Source organism: Mycobacterium adipatum (assembly GCF_001644575.1).
Taxonomy (GTDB): Bacteria; Actinomycetota; Actinomycetes; order Mycobacteriales; family Mycobacteriaceae; genus Mycobacterium; species Mycobacterium adipatum.
The window spans coordinates 770,338-783,866 of record NZ_CP015596.1; the positions used below are offsets into that span (position 1 = coordinate 770,338).

A 13,529-nucleotide genomic window follows, 5' to 3' on the forward strand; every position below is an offset into this window, starting at 1 on the left:
CCGAGGACAAGGGAGTCCGCATGTTCGCAAAGCGCAGCACGCACGCCGTCGGGATGGTCCTGCTGGCCGGTTCACTGGTTCTGGGGATGACCGCCTGTGGTGGGTCGGATTCGGACAGCATCAAGGTCGGGCTGATCACCAAGACCGATTCGAACCCGTTCTTCGTGAAACTGCGCGAAGCCGCCCAGGCCCAGGCCGACAAGGACGGCGCCGAGCTGATCGCGCTGGCCGGAGCCTTCGACGGCGACAACGAAGGCCAGGTCGCGGCGATCGAGAACATGGTCGGCCAGGGCGTCAAGGGCATCCTGATCACGCCGAACTCCTCCACCGGTGTGCTCGACGCGATCAAGAAGGCCCGCGATGCCGGCGTCGTCGTCATCGCCCTCGACACCGCGACCGACCCCGAAGACGCCGTCGACGCGACCTTCGCCACCGACAATCTGGCCGCCGGGGTCAGCCAGGGCAAGTGGGTGAAAGCCGCGCTCGGCAACGTGCCGGCGCAGATCGTGATGCTGGACGGCACCCCCGGCGGGACGGTGGACACCTTCCGCCACGACGGCTTCCTGGAGGGCTTCGGTATCACCGAGGGTTCACCGGAGATCGTCGGCCAGGAGAACACCAACGGCGACCAGACCAAGGCGCAGACCGCGATGGAGAACATCCTTCAGCGCGCTCCGGGCATCAACGCCCTCTACACCATCAACGAGCCGGCGGCCGCAGGCGCCTACCAGGCCATCCAATCCGCGGGCCGGGCCGACCAGATCACCATCGGGTCCATCGACGGCAGCTGCACCGGTGTGGCCGACGTGAAGTCCGGAAAGATCGGCGCGACGGTGATGCAGTTCCCGGCCAAGATGGCCGAACAGGGCGTGCAGGCCGTGGTCAAGTTCGCCAAGGACGGCACCAAGCCGAGCGGGTTCAACGACACCGGCTCGGAGCTGATCACCGACAAGCCGGTTCCCGGGCTCGAGTCCAAGGACACCGCCTGGGGCGAGCAGAACTGCTGGGGCTGAACCGTCCCATGAGCACCGACGCTCCGACAACGGCGAGGCCATCGGTATCGAGCCGGTTCAACGTGGACAGCATCCTGCGTGAACCGTTGCTCGGTCCGGTGGTGGCGCTCGTCCTGGCCATCGTCATCTTCAGCTCGATCTCGAACTCGTTCCTCAACCCGCAGAACGTGTCGCTGATCCTGCAGCAATCGGTGGTCATCGGCATCCTCGCCGTCGGCCAGACGCTGATCATCCTGACCGCCGGCATCGACCTCTCGATCGGCGCGATCGCCGTCTTCGGAAGTATCGTGCTGGCCCAGAGCGCCGGAGCCGGAGGACCTTTCGTGGCGCTGGGTTCGACCCTGCTGGTGTGCGTGGTGTTCGGCGCCGTCAACGGGGGCCTGGTCACCGCGCTGCGGCTGCCCCCCTTCATCGTGACGTTGGGCACGTTCACCGCCATCCAGGCGGCGACCCGCCTGCTGGCCGGATCGCAGACCTACCGCGTGGAACAGGGCCCGCTCACCTTCCTGGGCACGTCCTTTCGCATCGGATCCTTCGCGACGACGTACGGTGTGGTCGCGATGCTGCTGGTGTACCTGGCCGCCTGGTACGCGTTGAGTCAAACCGCTTGGGGTAAGCACGTTTACGCCGTCGGTGGGAACCGGCAAGCGGCGGATCTCTCCGGCATCAAGTCCGGGCGGGTGTTGCTGTCGGTCTACATCACCACCGGGGTGATCGCGGCCATCGCCGCCTGGGCCGCCCTGGGACGGATCCCGAACGCCGACCCGAACGCCTATCAGAACGCCAATCTGGAATCCATCACCGCGGTCGTCATCGGCGGCACCAGTCTGTTCGGCGGGCGCGGCGGTGTGGGTGGCACGCTGGTCGGCACGCTCATCGTCGGAGTGCTCCGCAACGGCCTGACCCAGGCCGGCGTCGACAATCTGTACCAGAACATCGCCACCGGAATTCTCGTGATCGTCGCGGTGGCGGTGGATCAGTTCGCCCGCAGGAGGTCGCAATGACGATGGGGATGAATGCCACCCCGGTGCTGGAGGCCCGCGGCCTGGTCAAGAAATACGGCAGCGTCACCGCGATCGACGGTGCCGACTTCGCCCTGCGCGCGGGCGAGGTACTGGCGGTCATCGGTGACAACGGTGCGGGCAAGTCCAGCCTGATCAAGGCGCTGGCCGGCGCCGTGGTGCCCGACGCGGGTGAGATCCTGATGAACGGAACACCGGTGTCGTTCCGCAACACCCGAGACGCCCGCGCGGCCGGGATCGAGACGGTGTATCAGGACCTGGCAGTGGTGGCCGCCTTGGATATCGCGTCGAACCTGTACCTCGGTCGCGAGGTGCGACGGAAAGGTCTCGCGGGCAGTATGTTCCGACGGCTCGACATGCCGAGAATGCGCCAGGACGCGTCTCAGCATCTCGCGGATCTCAAGATCGGCATCAAGTCGGTGAACCAGGCTGTCGAGACGCTGTCCGGCGGCCAGCGACAGGGCGTCGCGGTGGCGCGGGCCGCCGCATTCGGTCGCGGCGTGATCATCATGGACGAACCGACGGCCGCGCTCGGCGTCCGGGAATCGGGGCAGGTGATCGACCTCATCCGATCGATCCGCGACCGCGGCATCCCGGTGGTGCTCATCAGCCATGACATGCCGCACGTGTTCGAGGTGGCCGACCGGATCCACATCCACCGGCTCGGCAAACGGGCCGGTGTCGTCGACCCGAAGAAGCGTTCGATGTCCGAGGTGGTAGCCCTCATGACCGGTGCGGAGGAGCCGACCGATGAGGAACGCGCCGGACTCTGAGAAGGCCCCGATCGGGGTCTTCGTGGGATTGGCAACACTGGACGTGGTGCACCGCGTCGCGAAAGCGCCGGCGGCGAACCAGAAGATCACCGCGACGGCGCAATTCGTCGCCGCCGGTGGACCCGCCGCGAACGCGGCCGTCACCTTCGCGGCGCTGGGCGGCGATGCGATGCTGGTGACCGCGCTCGGCGAGGACCCGGTCGCCGCTTTGATCCGTGCCGATCTCGCGCGCTACGGCGTCAACGTCGTCGACGCCGCGGCGGGTGCCACCCGTGCGGTCCCCGTGTCGGCGGCCGCGGTGACCGAATCCACTGGCGACCGATCGGTCGTCTCGCTGGACGCAGTGCACTCCGACGCACAGCCTCCGGGCAACCTGGCCGACCTGATCGCGGACGCCGATGTGGTGCTCATCGATGGGCACCACCCGTTGCTCGCCCGGGCCGCCGCCCGGCACGCCGGTGGCAGGGGCACCACCGTGGTCGTGGATGCCGGCAGATGGAAGCCGGTGATGGCCGATCTGCTCGCCGATGTCACCGACATGGTGTGCTCCAACGACTTCCGGATGCCCGGGGCCGACACCCCGGAGTCCTCCGCCGCGGCCTTGGTGCGCAGCGGTGTCCGGACCGTCGTTACCACGCACGGCGGCGAGCCCGTGCGGTGGTGGTCGCAAGGTGACCAGGGATCGGTGCCGGTGCCGCCGGTGGCCGTGGTCGACACCCTCGGTGCCGGCGACGTGTTCCACGGCGCGTACGCATACTTCTCGACCCGGGGCGAGACCGGGATCGCCGAGCGCATCGATCGCTGCGCCCGGGTGGCCGCACTACGGTGTTCGGTAGTCGGGCCCCGGGCGTGGCTGGACGAACTCCCCATTGATCTCACTCGAAAGCGGGCACGGTGACCGTGGAGCTGGACGCGCAGGACACCACACTCGACGAGTTGGTCGAGTCGGCCAGGGCGCTCGTCGTACCGGGCGAACGCCGCATCCTCGGCCTCACCGGAGCGCCGGGCGCCGGGAAGTCCACGGTCGCCGAGCAACTCGTCGATGCGCTGGGGCCCGAGGTCGCCGTGCTCGTGCCCATGGACGGGTTCCATCTGGCCAATGAGGTCCTCATCGAGCTGGGCCGGCTGGACCGCAAAGGTGCGCACGACACCTTCGACGACGGTGGATATGCGCGGCTGATCGCCACCCTGGCGACCCAGCGGGTGGACGATCCGGTGGTGTACGCGCCTCGGTTCCGGCGCGAGATCGAGGAGTCGATCGGCTCGTCCATCCCGGTGCCCCCGACGGTCCCGCTGGTCGTCACCGAGGGCAACTACCTGCTGCTGGACGTCGATGCGTGGCCCACGGCGCGGTCGCACATCGATGCGGTGTGGTTCCTCGCCCCCGACACCGACGTTCGGCATGCGCGGCTGGTGCGCCGCCACGAGGCGTACGGGAAGTCCGCGGAGGAGGCGGCGTTGTGGGCGCTCGGGTCCGACGAGCGCAACGCCCGGCTGATCGAGTCGACCGCCGGCCGCGCCGACCGCATCGTGCGCCTCCGATGACCACGATGGGCGATGTCGCCCGCCTGGCCGGGGTGTCCGCCTCGACGGTGTCGCACGTGCTCAACGGCACCCGCAAGGTCAACACCGCCACCCGGCTGCGGGTGGAGGCGGCCATCGAGGAAGTCGGCTACCGTCGCAACGGGGTCGCCCGATCGCTCGCGGCGGGGCGCACCCACACGGTGGGACTGTCGATTTCGGCGTTGACCAATCCGTATTTCGGCAGCCTGGTGCACGCCGTCGAACGGGCGCTGTCCGACGCCGGGTATGTCCTGATCGTGGGGGACTCCCATGACGACGTGGTCTCCGAGCAGCGGGTCACCGGGTCGCTGCTGGACCGGCAGGTCGACGGGATGATCGTGGCGCCCGCCGCCGGGTCTGAACGCTTCACATTGCCCGAAATCACCCGTACTGCTACACCTCTGGTACTCATCGACCGAGGCGTGGCGGCCGGGTGTGATCAGGTCGGACCGGAGAACTTCGAGGCGGCGAAGTCGCTGACCGAGCACCTGCTGGACCGGGGTCACCGACGGGTCGCCGTGGTGCGCGGTATCGCCGGGATCTCCTCCACGATCGAGCGATTCGAGGGATACTGCGCGGCACTGGCCGGCCGGGGCATCGCCATCGACCCGGCGCTCGTCCTCGACGGTGAATCGAGCACCGACGCGGCCGAACGCGTGGTGTACGCGCTGATGTCGGATGTGGACCGGCCGGCCGCGCTGGTCTCGCTCAACAATGCGATGACCATCGGGACGCTCAAAGCTCTTCGCGGACTGGGGTTATCGATCCCCAACGATGTGGCGTTCGCCTGCTATGACGACTTCGAATGGTCTGATCTGTTCGAGCCCAGGCTCACCGCGGCGGCGCAGGACGTCGATACCATCGGCACCACCGCGGTGGAACTGCTCCTGGCGCGGATGCGGGGAAATGCCGATGCACCCCAACAGATTCGCGTGCCGACAACCTTCCACCACCGCAATTCGTGCGGATGTTCGTGACGCCCAGCCCAACCCCTGCGGATAAGGACTCGCCACCGTGCCGATAGCTACCCCTGATCACTACGTGGCAATGCTCGACCGCGCCAAGGACGGCGGCTTCGCGTACCCGGCGATCAACGTGACCAGCTCTCAGACGCTCAACGCCGCCCTGCAGGGGTTCGCCGAGGCCGAGAGCGACGGCATCATCCAGGTGTCCCTGGGAACCGCGCTCTACCTGTCCGGGAACAGCGTGCAGAACCGGTTCGCCGGGTCGAAGGCGCTCGCGTTGTACGCACACGAGGTCGCGCGGCACTATCCGGTCAGCGTGGCTCTGCACACCGACCACTGCCCGGCCGAGAACCTCGACGACTGGGTGCGGCCGCTGATCGCCGATTCCGTCGAGCGCCGCGGTCGCGGGCTGGAGCCGCTGTATCAATCACACATGTGGGACGGATCCGCGGTCCCGTTGGCCGAGAACCTGCGCATCGCCGAAGGCCTGCTGGAGGCGTCGGTGCAAGCGAACACCCTGCTGGAAATCGAGGTCGGGGTGATCGGCGGCGAAGAGGACGGTATCTCGCACGAGATCAACGAGCAGCTGTACTCCACCGTCGAGGATGCTCGCGCCACCGTCGCGGCGCTGGGCACCGGAGAGCGCGGTCGCTACCTCACCGCGCTGACCTTCGGCAATGTGCACGGTGTCTACCATCCGGACTCGGTACACCTGCGCCCGGAGATCCTGGAGGAGATCCAGATCGTCATCGGTGGTGAAACCGGCAGGGTCAAGCCGTTCGACCTCGTCTTCCACGGTGGGTCGGGGTCGAGCGCTGAGGACATCGCGTCCGCCGTCGCCAGCGGCGTCGTCAAGATGAACGTCGATACCGACACTCAATACGCGTTCACCCGGTCCATCGCCGGCCACATGCTCTCCCATTACGACCAGGTGCTCAAGGTCGACGGCGGTTACGGTAACAAGAAGGCCTACGACCCGAGATCCTGGGGTAAGCCGGCCGAGAATGCCATGGCGGCAAGGGTTGTCGAGGCCGCACAGATGCTGGGTTCGGCGGGACGGGCGATGCGTTAGGCCGGAGTCACGTCGGTCCCGGACCCCTTGACCGAAGCCTTGGCGCGCTTCTCCGCCCGCACCGACCGCTTCCCGCGGACGAATCCGGTCGGCGACACGGTCGCGGACACCAGCGTCGCCTCACCGTTGACGAACGGGTGGAACCCGACACCGGCGCCCCCGCGTCCCTTGACCGGGATATCGGGCACCTCGGTGACCTTCCATCCTCGTTCCGAGATCGACAGAATGGCCTCGTCGTTACCACAGGTGAGCGGGAACGCGGCGATGACCGCGTCCGCCGGGTCGCCCGCCGCGAGCTTCACCCCGGCCACGCCGTTGCCGGCAGCCCCCTGCGGGTTCACCGCGGCCGGATCGATGCGCAGGATCTTTCCGCGCCGGGTCACCAGCGCCAGATGCGAACCGGGGGCCAGCACGCCCGAGCACAGCAGCCCGGTGATATCCGGTGCGACCGGGATATCGCGGATCTTGAAGGGCAAACCACCGCCGGTGGTGAACTTGATGCGGCCGTCGGTCCACACCGCCCAGCCCAGTCCCGAGCTGAGCAGCTCGCCGTGGCTGTCGGAGAACACCCCGCGGTCATCGAGACGCCACGCGGCGTTGACCTTTCGCTCCCGTGGGCCGTCATCGTCACCGGCCGCCGACACCGGAGTGGCGTCGAAATCCAGCACGGTACGGCGGTCGAACTCGGCGTCCTTGAACAGCTTCGCGGTTTCCACCAGTTCCTGGTCGATCACCTTACGGCGCGCGTCGGGGTTGCCGACCAGCTCGGTGAGCTCGGCGAACTCGGCGTCCAGCTTCTCCGCTTCGGCTTGAAGTTCGATCACGTCGAGTTTGGTCAGGCGTCGAAGTTGCAGCCCGAGAACGTAATCGGCCTGTTCGGCGTCGATGGCGAACCGCTCCTGCAGGCCCTGGCGGGCCTCGTCCACGGTGTCCGAACCGCGGATCACCGCGACCGCGGCATCGATGTCGAGGTGGATGGTCATCAGACCGGCCACCAGGTGGCGCCGAGCGCTCACCTTCTCCAACCGGTATTCACTGCGGTGCAGCACCACAGAGTCGCGCAGCGACAGGAACGCGCCGATCAGCTCGCGCACCGACCACCAGCGCGGTACCCGGTTCTCGTCGAGCGCAACCAGACTCGCGGCGAACGTCCCCTCCAGGGGAGTCAGGGCCAGTAGTTGCTCACGGATGGTCTCTGCGCTGTGCCCGCGTTTGGCGGTGACGACGATGCGCAAGCCGTTGCGCCGGTCGGTCAGATCCGACAGGTCCGCCACACCGGCGAGCTCCCCGGACTCCACCAGCGCCCGGATACGGTCCTGCACGGTGTTGCTGGCCACTCCGGGCGGAAGCTCGGTGATGATCACGTTCTTGCCGTCGACGGACACCGTGCCGCGGACGGTGAACGCGCCGCGGCCGGTGGTGATGTAGTCGCGCAGCCCACCCTCGCCGACAACCGTTGCCCCGCAGCCCCAGTCGGGTCCGGGAATGAGCTTCATCAACGTGTCGTCGGTCGTGTTGGGCCGAGCCAGCAGTGCACGGCACGCGGCCATGATCTCGCGGGGGTTGTGCGCGGGCACCTTGGTGGCCCAGCCCTCGGCGATGCCGACCGCGCCGTTGCACAACAACACCGGCCAGCGGGCCGGCAGCACCGTGGGTTCGGTCCATTCCCCGTCGAAGGTCGCCACCATCGGCACGGCGTGGTCGTCGAGTTCGGCGGTCAGCGCCGCCCCGGGCGCCGACAGCCGCATCTCGGTGTAGCGGTCCGCGGCGGGGATGTCGCCCTGGATGCGTGGGAAGGCGCCCTGCCCGTCGATGACTTTCACGCGCTGGAAGTCGGCCGCCATCAGCGCGGCCGCCCCGTACATCGACGCGCCACCGTGCGGGTGCAGGTTGCCGGTGACCGCCGAGCAGACCTTCGAGGATTTCTGCGGTTTGTTGCCGGGCAGCAGCCGCGACTCGTGCATCTGGTACAGCAGGCGCCGCTGTCCGGGCTTGAGCCCGTCGAAAGCGGACGGGATGGCGCGGTCGCTGACGCTGTAGAGCGCGAAGGTCAGCTGGTACTGGTTCCAGTAGTCGTCGGCGCTCTGGTCGAGCACCAGATCGGGGTTCTGTTCGGGAACGTCCAAGGTGGCGGTCACAGTGAGTACTTCCTACGTCAGGTCGAGGGCGAGGGTGTCGACGCGGGACGCGACTTCGGCCATCCACGCGCGCCGGCCCTCCGGCGGTCCGCCGAACAGAGTGTGGTGCAGCTTGGCCGCACTGTCGTCGGGATGGACCCGAATCACCGTGCGCCGCTGGGGATCGAGCACCGTGTTCCAAAAGTCGTCGGCGTCCATCTCACCGAGACCCTTGTTGCGCTGCACCTCGACCCGGCGTTTCGAGGTCGCCTTCAGTTGCGCCACCGCGGCATCGCGTTCGGATTCGTCCTGGCAGTAGATCCGCTGCTGGCCGTCCTTGACCACGAACAGTGGCGGCAGCGTGACATACACCATCCCGGCCTCGACGAGCGGCCGGTAGAAGTCCAGGAACATCGAGATCAGGCTGGAGTTGATGTTGCCGCCGTCGGGGTCGGCGTCGGAGGCGAACAGGATCCGGTCATAGCGGCACTGTTCGGGATCGCAACTGTCCCGCACCCCACAGCCCAGGATCCGTTCGATCGAGTCGAACTCGTCCTTGACCCGCGCCTTGCTCAACGCGAACCCATACACGTTGGGCGGCTTGCCTTTCAGCGGGAAGGCGGCCTGGAAGGTGGCGTCGCGTGCGGCCTTGATGGTGCCCAGCGCCGAGTCGCCCTCACACAGGAACAGCTCCGCACCGGATCCGCGGCCGGTCTCCCGGCTGGGCAGCAGCTTGGGCGGCAGAGACAGGTTGGTGCCCAGCCCCTTGGCCTTGGACGCCGCGCGCGAGCGGGCCTTGGCCCCCTCGGCGCTGCGCCGCGCCCGCGCCGACTCCAAGGCCAGTTTGGTCCACAACGACACGGCATCACCGTTGGCCGGGTTGGCGGCCCAGATGGTGACACTGCGCGCCACGTCCGGGGCCATCGCCACGTTCAGCGATCGCGAGGACACCGCGGTCTTGGCTTGGGAGTCCCACGCCACATCGGGGGCCCGGGTATCGACGGCCAGCGCGCTCACCGCGACGAAGTCCTGCGGCTCCGGTCCGTCCTCACCCTTGGCCAGGCCGAGGTCGCGGATCCGTGACGCCCGATCGGCCAGCGCCTCCGACAAACCTTTCATGGCGGCGCTCAGGTGCGATCCCCCGCCCGGGGTGCGCACCGTGTTGCAGAATGCGGCGACGGTGGCCGGTTCGGCGGGTCCGGCGGTCAGCGACCAGCGGAACGGGGTGGGGCCCCGCCCGGTGGTGTATTCACCCCGGCCCTCCACCACGGCGCGCACCGCGGGTAGCGGGGTGCCGGCCGCGGTGCACATCAGGTCCAGCAGCGTGTCGCTGCCCCACGGGCCGTCGAACGGTTCGAGCAGGGCCGCCGGCACCTGCTCACCCGGCCAGCCTTCATCGATGACGACCAGGTGCACGCCGGGGGACATCCGGGCCGCGGCGTGGGCGCGCAGCAGCACCTCACCGACATCGATGGTGGAATCCGGCACCACGGCAGGATCGAAGAGGATGCGCACCGTGGTGCCGTGCGCATCGGGCTTGCGGTTGCCGGTGCCGCGCAGCTTCTGGGTGTCGGCGCGGGTGAACGGGGCATCCGGGTCGAAATCCTTGCCCTCGAACGACCCGGGGTAGCCGGCGCCGAAGCTTTGCAGGTAGGTCTTACCGGCCCGGCGCACCGTCACATCCGTGCGTGCGGAGATGAAAACGGCTGCCGCGGCGCCGATTCCGTTCAGTCCGGCGCCGGTGCTGGAGGCATCCGAATGCGCAGAGAACTTGCCACCGGCGCGCGCGGTGCCGAGGGTCTTGACGATGCCGTTCTTTCCGGTCACCGGGTCGGAGTCGACGGGCAGGCCGCGGCCGTCGTCGGCGACACTGACCGATCCGTCGGCATGCAGCGTGATGGTGACCGTCGACCCGCCGTGGCCGGGGTCGGCGACCTCCTCGATCGCGTTGTCGACGAGCTCACGCAGGGCGGTGTTGAGCACATCGAGGCCCAGGTTCACCGCCGGCCGCAGGCGCGTGTGCTGGACATCGTCGAGCTCGGTGATGTCTGCGGCGTTGTAACTCACTGGTCGTTCTTCTCCATAAAAGCGGGGGCTGCCGGGGAAATCGTAGACGGTCGAACCGACAACGTCCCGCATCACTGCGTGCGGCCGGCGACACACAGCCGGTCGGGCGTCCTGGTCGGGATTGATCGCCCGAGACTAGAGTCACCCGGTTGGCACGTAGCAGACGCCGGGATGCCGACATGGATGACGAGGATCGGATATGCCAGGTTGGCTGGAAGCCGCATGGTGGGGGTTTGTCGCCGGCGGCGCGCTGTTGGTGGGCGCCGCGGTGGGGTGGTACGTGGCCGTGCCGGCGCGAATCATCGCCTGGGTGATGGCATTCGGTGCCGGCGTCCTGATCTCAGCATTGTCGTTCGACTTGATGGACGAGGCCGAGCGCACCGGCGGGCTGGCCGCCACGGCCGTCGGATTCATCGGCGGCGCCAGCGCCTACGTGGCGGCCAACGCCGTGCTGGCCCGCCGCGGTGCCGCGCACCGCAAGCGATCCGGTGACCAGCAACCCTCCGAAGCGCAGAGCAAGGGATCGGGTGCGGCCATCGCCATCGGTGCGTTGCTCGACGGCATCCCGGAATCGGTGGTGCTCGGCGTCACGCTCATCGACGGTTCCGGGGTGGGTGTCGCGGTGCTGGCGGCGGTGTTCATTTCGAACCTGCCCGAAGGCCTTTCCAGTGCCGCGGGCATGAAGACGGCCGGCCGTGGAAGGGGATACGTCTTCGGCGTGTGGGGGACGATCACCGTGCTGAGCAGTATGGCCGCGATGATCGGCTACCTGACGCTGGATGGGGCATCACCGTTCCTTGTCGCGGTCATCACTGCTGTCGCCGCAGGCGCGATCCTGGCCATGGTCGCCGACACCATGGTGCCCGAGGCGTTCCAACGGACCCACCTGCTCACCGGTCTCATCACGACGCTGGGGTTCTTGGTCGCGTTCGCCATCGAGCGGGCGGCGTGAGCGACACGGCATGTCCTGTGGACCGGCCTCGGCAGGTGGTCAGTCGCCCTCGGCCTCGGCTTCGGCACGCTCCTGCGCAAGGCGGTCCTTACTGCGCACCAGCCGTAGCAGCGTGACGAGCCCGAGTCCGCCGACGATGTTGCCGACGAGGACGTACCCGAACCAGCCGAACCAGTCCAGATACCCGAACGGCACCTCGCCGGTGCTGAGCGCCCCAAAGATCAACAGCGAGTCCAGGATCGAATGGAACATCTGTAGACCTGCGAGCAGGAACGCCCCGGCGACCGCGGCGGCGATCTTGCCGAACACCGAATCGGTGCCGTGCTGCATGCGGGTCATCAGGGTGATCGCCATACCGCCGAGCAGGGACAGCGTGACCGTTTCAGCCGAAATCGGTGCGGTCACGAAGTGGGACGCCGATTCGACGGTCTGCTCGTGCAACTTCGGGAACGCCCGCATGATCAACCACATCAACACCCACCCGCCGGCGAGGTTGGCCACCAAGGTGCCACCCCACAACGTGAGGAGCTGGCGGCCACTGGCGCGCTTGGCGGCGACCGTCGTGATGGGGATGAGAAACCCCTCGGTGAACAGCTCGCTGCGACCGAGCAGGAGCGCAAGAAAGCCGATGGAGAACGCCAGGCCGGCCAACAGCTGATCGCCCGTGGCATGGAGGACGGACAGGTACGCCAACACTCCCATCGCCACCTCGGTACCGCCGAAGAATCCGGTCACCAGCACCTCGCGCCAACTGCGGTGCAGACGCTGGGTGCCTTCGTCGACCATGCGGTTGAAGGCGTCCTCCAACTCGTCCTCGATCGGGCTGCCAGAACTACCCAGCTCGCGTTGGCTCGTCTTGCCCATCAGAAGGTCCTCATGACGCGGTCGAATCTGTGCACTGTCGACTGCCTGGCTAGGTCTCGTCGGCGATCTGGTGGCGGTCCTGGTGGCGCCCGGGAGCATCCGGGTCGTCATCCTTGGCCTCGAGCCGTCGCTGCATCGCGGCCTGCTCGTCGGTGACCTTGGTGGCGTCCTCGGGGATGGGCGACGGGCTGTGTTGTTCGGCCATGTCAGCTCGCCGCGTCGCGATGCTTCTCGACGAGGTCCGGGGCGACCTCTCGGGTGGCCATCCCCCCGGTCCGCCCCTGATCGGTCGGCCCGGTCGGCTTCGGGGTCGCACTGGTGCTCGTGTCGGGGTCAGCGGTGTGGGCATCGTCGGTCATGGATGGGGGATGCCCCGACCCGGCGGTTTCCACGCGTGGTTGCCGGGATTGAGCGGACACCGCTGCGGCGCAGCATCGACAGCGAGGCCCTCACGCCTGCGGGGACCCGAGTTCGAACAGTGAATGCGCGAATTGGGCGCTGAGGAAAACACGGGCCCGCTCTTCAGTCCAGCCGAGCACGCTGACGGTGAAGTGATAGCCGTTCTGGGGGCCGTAGTGGTAGAGCGTGATATCGGCGAAGTCGTCGTCGCTGAACGAACCCGCGAATGCGCCCAGTTCCCTTATTCGCTGCGCGATTTCGTGGAGAGCGGTCCGATGGCGGATGACTGCCTGAGTCAGCGATTGCGTCGCTTCGGCATCGTGTGCGGCGGTCGCGGCGACGAGCTGGACGATATCGTCGAACTGGCGCCAGAACTCCAGATATGAATCCGCGAGCACCCGCAATGCCTCGTCGAGGCTGTCGGCGGCATGCACCGCGTCGAGTGTCTGCTGCACCAGGGGCGCGGTGGTCCAGAGGTCCATCAGCGTGCGGAGTAGCCCCTGCTTGCCGCCGCACTGCTGATACACCGTCCCTGCCGACACCCGGGCCGCCGCGGCGATGTCACTGACCGTGGTCGCGAAGTAGCCGCGCTGAGCGAACAACGTCCGTGCGGCGTCGACGACATCTCGTCGTGTCTGCTCGGCGTACTCGTCACGGCGGGACCGGCGTGGGCCCGTCACCGGAGCTCATCCTCGCAGTTCATCGCCCACCAAACTACCAGA

General features: G+C 67.9%; 14 protein-coding genes. 8 read left to right on the plus strand and 6 right to left on the minus strand.

Annotated elements, in window-relative coordinates; genetic code table 11:
• Positions 1–20 precede the first annotated feature (20 nt).
• The 7 genes from A7U43_RS03480 to fbaA are packed head-to-tail and all read left to right on the plus strand — an operon-like array spanning position 21 to position 6,408.
• Positions 21–1,013 (plus strand): substrate-binding domain-containing protein, encoded by a 993-nt coding sequence (locus tag A7U43_RS03480; protein ID WP_067991155.1) that lies wholly within the window; start codon positions 21–23, stop codon positions 1,011–1,013.
• Positions 1,014–1,021: 8 nt separating this feature from the next.
• The gene (locus A7U43_RS03485) at positions 1,022–2,017 is read left to right on the plus strand and encodes an ABC transporter permease (protein ID WP_067991158.1); all 996 of its coding nucleotides are present in this window, start codon (positions 1,022–1,024) and stop codon (positions 2,015–2,017) included.
• 8 nt (positions 2,018–2,025) lie between these two features.
• On the plus strand, positions 2,026–2,808 hold the full coding sequence (locus A7U43_RS03490; protein ID WP_411289554.1) for an ATP-binding cassette domain-containing protein: 783 nt from the start codon (positions 2,026–2,028) through the stop codon (positions 2,806–2,808).
• Positions 2,786–3,706, plus strand: coding sequence for a PfkB family carbohydrate kinase (locus A7U43_RS03495; RefSeq protein WP_067991165.1), 921 nt, complete (start codon positions 2,786–2,788; stop codon positions 3,704–3,706). Before A7U43_RS03490 ends, A7U43_RS03495 begins: the two co-directional genes overlap by 23 nt.
• Positions 3,703–4,353 (plus strand): nucleoside/nucleotide kinase family protein, encoded by a 651-nt coding sequence (locus tag A7U43_RS03500; protein WP_067991168.1) that lies wholly within the window; start codon positions 3,703–3,705, stop codon positions 4,351–4,353. Before A7U43_RS03495 ends, A7U43_RS03500 begins: the two co-directional genes overlap by 4 nt.
• Positions 4,350–5,348, plus strand: a complete 999-nt coding sequence (locus A7U43_RS03505) for a LacI family DNA-binding transcriptional regulator (RefSeq protein WP_067991175.1) — start codon at positions 4,350–4,352, stop codon at positions 5,346–5,348. Before A7U43_RS03500 ends, A7U43_RS03505 begins: the two co-directional genes overlap by 4 nt.
• Positions 5,349–5,385: 37 nt before the next feature.
• Positions 5,386–6,408, plus strand: a complete 1,023-nt coding sequence (gene fbaA, locus A7U43_RS03510) for a class II fructose-bisphosphate aldolase (RefSeq protein WP_067991180.1) — start codon at positions 5,386–5,388, stop codon at positions 6,406–6,408.
• Here fbaA and A7U43_RS03515 read toward each other — a convergent pair.
• Together A7U43_RS03515 and A7U43_RS03520 are read right to left on the minus strand one after the other, a co-directional pair.
• Positions 6,405–8,546: a DNA gyrase subunit A gene (locus A7U43_RS03515; RefSeq protein ID WP_067991182.1), complete on the minus strand. Its 2,142-nt coding sequence runs from the start codon at positions 8,544–8,546 to the stop codon at positions 6,405–6,407. The two genes, fbaA and A7U43_RS03515, sit on opposite strands and share 4 nt — an antisense overlap.
• 12 nt (positions 8,547–8,558) lie before the next feature.
• Positions 8,559–10,592 carry a toprim domain-containing protein gene (locus A7U43_RS03520; RefSeq protein WP_067991185.1) on the minus strand — a complete coding sequence of 678 codons (2,034 nt, stop codon included), beginning with the start codon at positions 10,590–10,592 and terminating at the stop codon, positions 8,559–8,561.
• Positions 10,593–10,791: 199 nt separating this feature from the next.
• Here A7U43_RS03520 and A7U43_RS03525 point away from each other — a divergent pair, with 199 nt between their 5' ends.
• Complete coding sequence (locus A7U43_RS03525; protein ID WP_067991188.1) at positions 10,792–11,544, plus strand: ZIP family metal transporter; 753 nt, start codon at positions 10,792–10,794, stop codon at positions 11,542–11,544.
• 39 nt (positions 11,545–11,583) lie between these two features.
• Here the strand turns inward: A7U43_RS03525 and A7U43_RS03530 are convergent, their stop codons facing one another.
• The 4 genes from A7U43_RS03530 to A7U43_RS03535 form a co-directional block, all read right to left on the minus strand.
• Positions 11,584–12,408 carry a formate/nitrite transporter family protein gene (locus tag A7U43_RS03530; protein ID WP_067991191.1) on the minus strand — a complete coding sequence of 275 codons (825 nt, stop codon included), beginning with the start codon at positions 12,406–12,408 and terminating at the stop codon, positions 11,584–11,586.
• Between the two features lie 49 nt (positions 12,409–12,457).
• Complete coding sequence (locus A7U43_RS29990) at positions 12,458–12,613, minus strand: hypothetical protein (protein ID WP_197499956.1); 156 nt, start codon at positions 12,611–12,613, stop codon at positions 12,458–12,460.
• 1 nt (position 12,614) lies between these two features.
• Positions 12,615–12,767 carry a hypothetical protein gene (locus A7U43_RS29995; RefSeq protein WP_197499957.1) on the minus strand — a complete coding sequence of 51 codons (153 nt, stop codon included), beginning with the start codon at positions 12,765–12,767 and terminating at the stop codon, positions 12,615–12,617.
• A 90-nt stretch (positions 12,768–12,857) separates the two neighbouring features.
• A complete protein-coding gene (locus A7U43_RS03535; protein WP_067991194.1) occupies positions 12,858–13,487 on the minus strand; it encodes a TetR/AcrR family transcriptional regulator in 630 nt (209 codons plus the stop codon).
• Between the last annotated feature and the right edge of the window lie 42 nt (positions 13,488–13,529).

What these genes read in the sequence shown, in the direction of transcription:
- A7U43_RS03490 (WP_411289554.1), top strand. Translation starts at nt 2,026, where the DNA reads ATGAATGCCACCCCGGTGCTGGAGGCCCGCGGCCTGGTCAAGAAATAC.
- A7U43_RS03505 (WP_067991175.1), top strand. Translation starts at nt 4,350, where the DNA reads ATGACCACGATGGGCGATGTCGCCCGCCTGGCCGGGGTGTCCGCCTCG.
- A7U43_RS03485 (WP_067991158.1), top strand. Translation starts at nt 1,022, where the DNA reads ATGAGCACCGACGCTCCGACAACGGCGAGGCCATCGGTATCGAGCCGG.
- A7U43_RS03530 (WP_067991191.1), bottom strand. Translation starts at nt 12,408, where the DNA reads ATGGGCAAGACGAGCCAACGCGAGCTGGGTAGTTCTGGCAGCCCGATC.
- A7U43_RS29995 (WP_197499957.1), bottom strand. Translation starts at nt 12,767, where the DNA reads ATGACCGACGATGCCCACACCGCTGACCCCGACACGAGCACCAGTGCG.
- A7U43_RS03495 (WP_067991165.1), top strand. Translation starts at nt 2,786, where the DNA reads ATGAGGAACGCGCCGGACTCTGAGAAGGCCCCGATCGGGGTCTTCGTG.
- A7U43_RS03525 (WP_067991188.1), top strand. Translation starts at nt 10,792, where the DNA reads ATGCCAGGTTGGCTGGAAGCCGCATGGTGGGGGTTTGTCGCCGGCGGC.
- A7U43_RS03480 (WP_067991155.1), top strand. Translation starts at nt 21, where the DNA reads ATGTTCGCAAAGCGCAGCACGCACGCCGTCGGGATGGTCCTGCTGGCC.
- A7U43_RS29990 (WP_197499956.1), bottom strand. Translation starts at nt 12,613, where the DNA reads ATGGCCGAACAACACAGCCCGTCGCCCATCCCCGAGGACGCCACCAAG.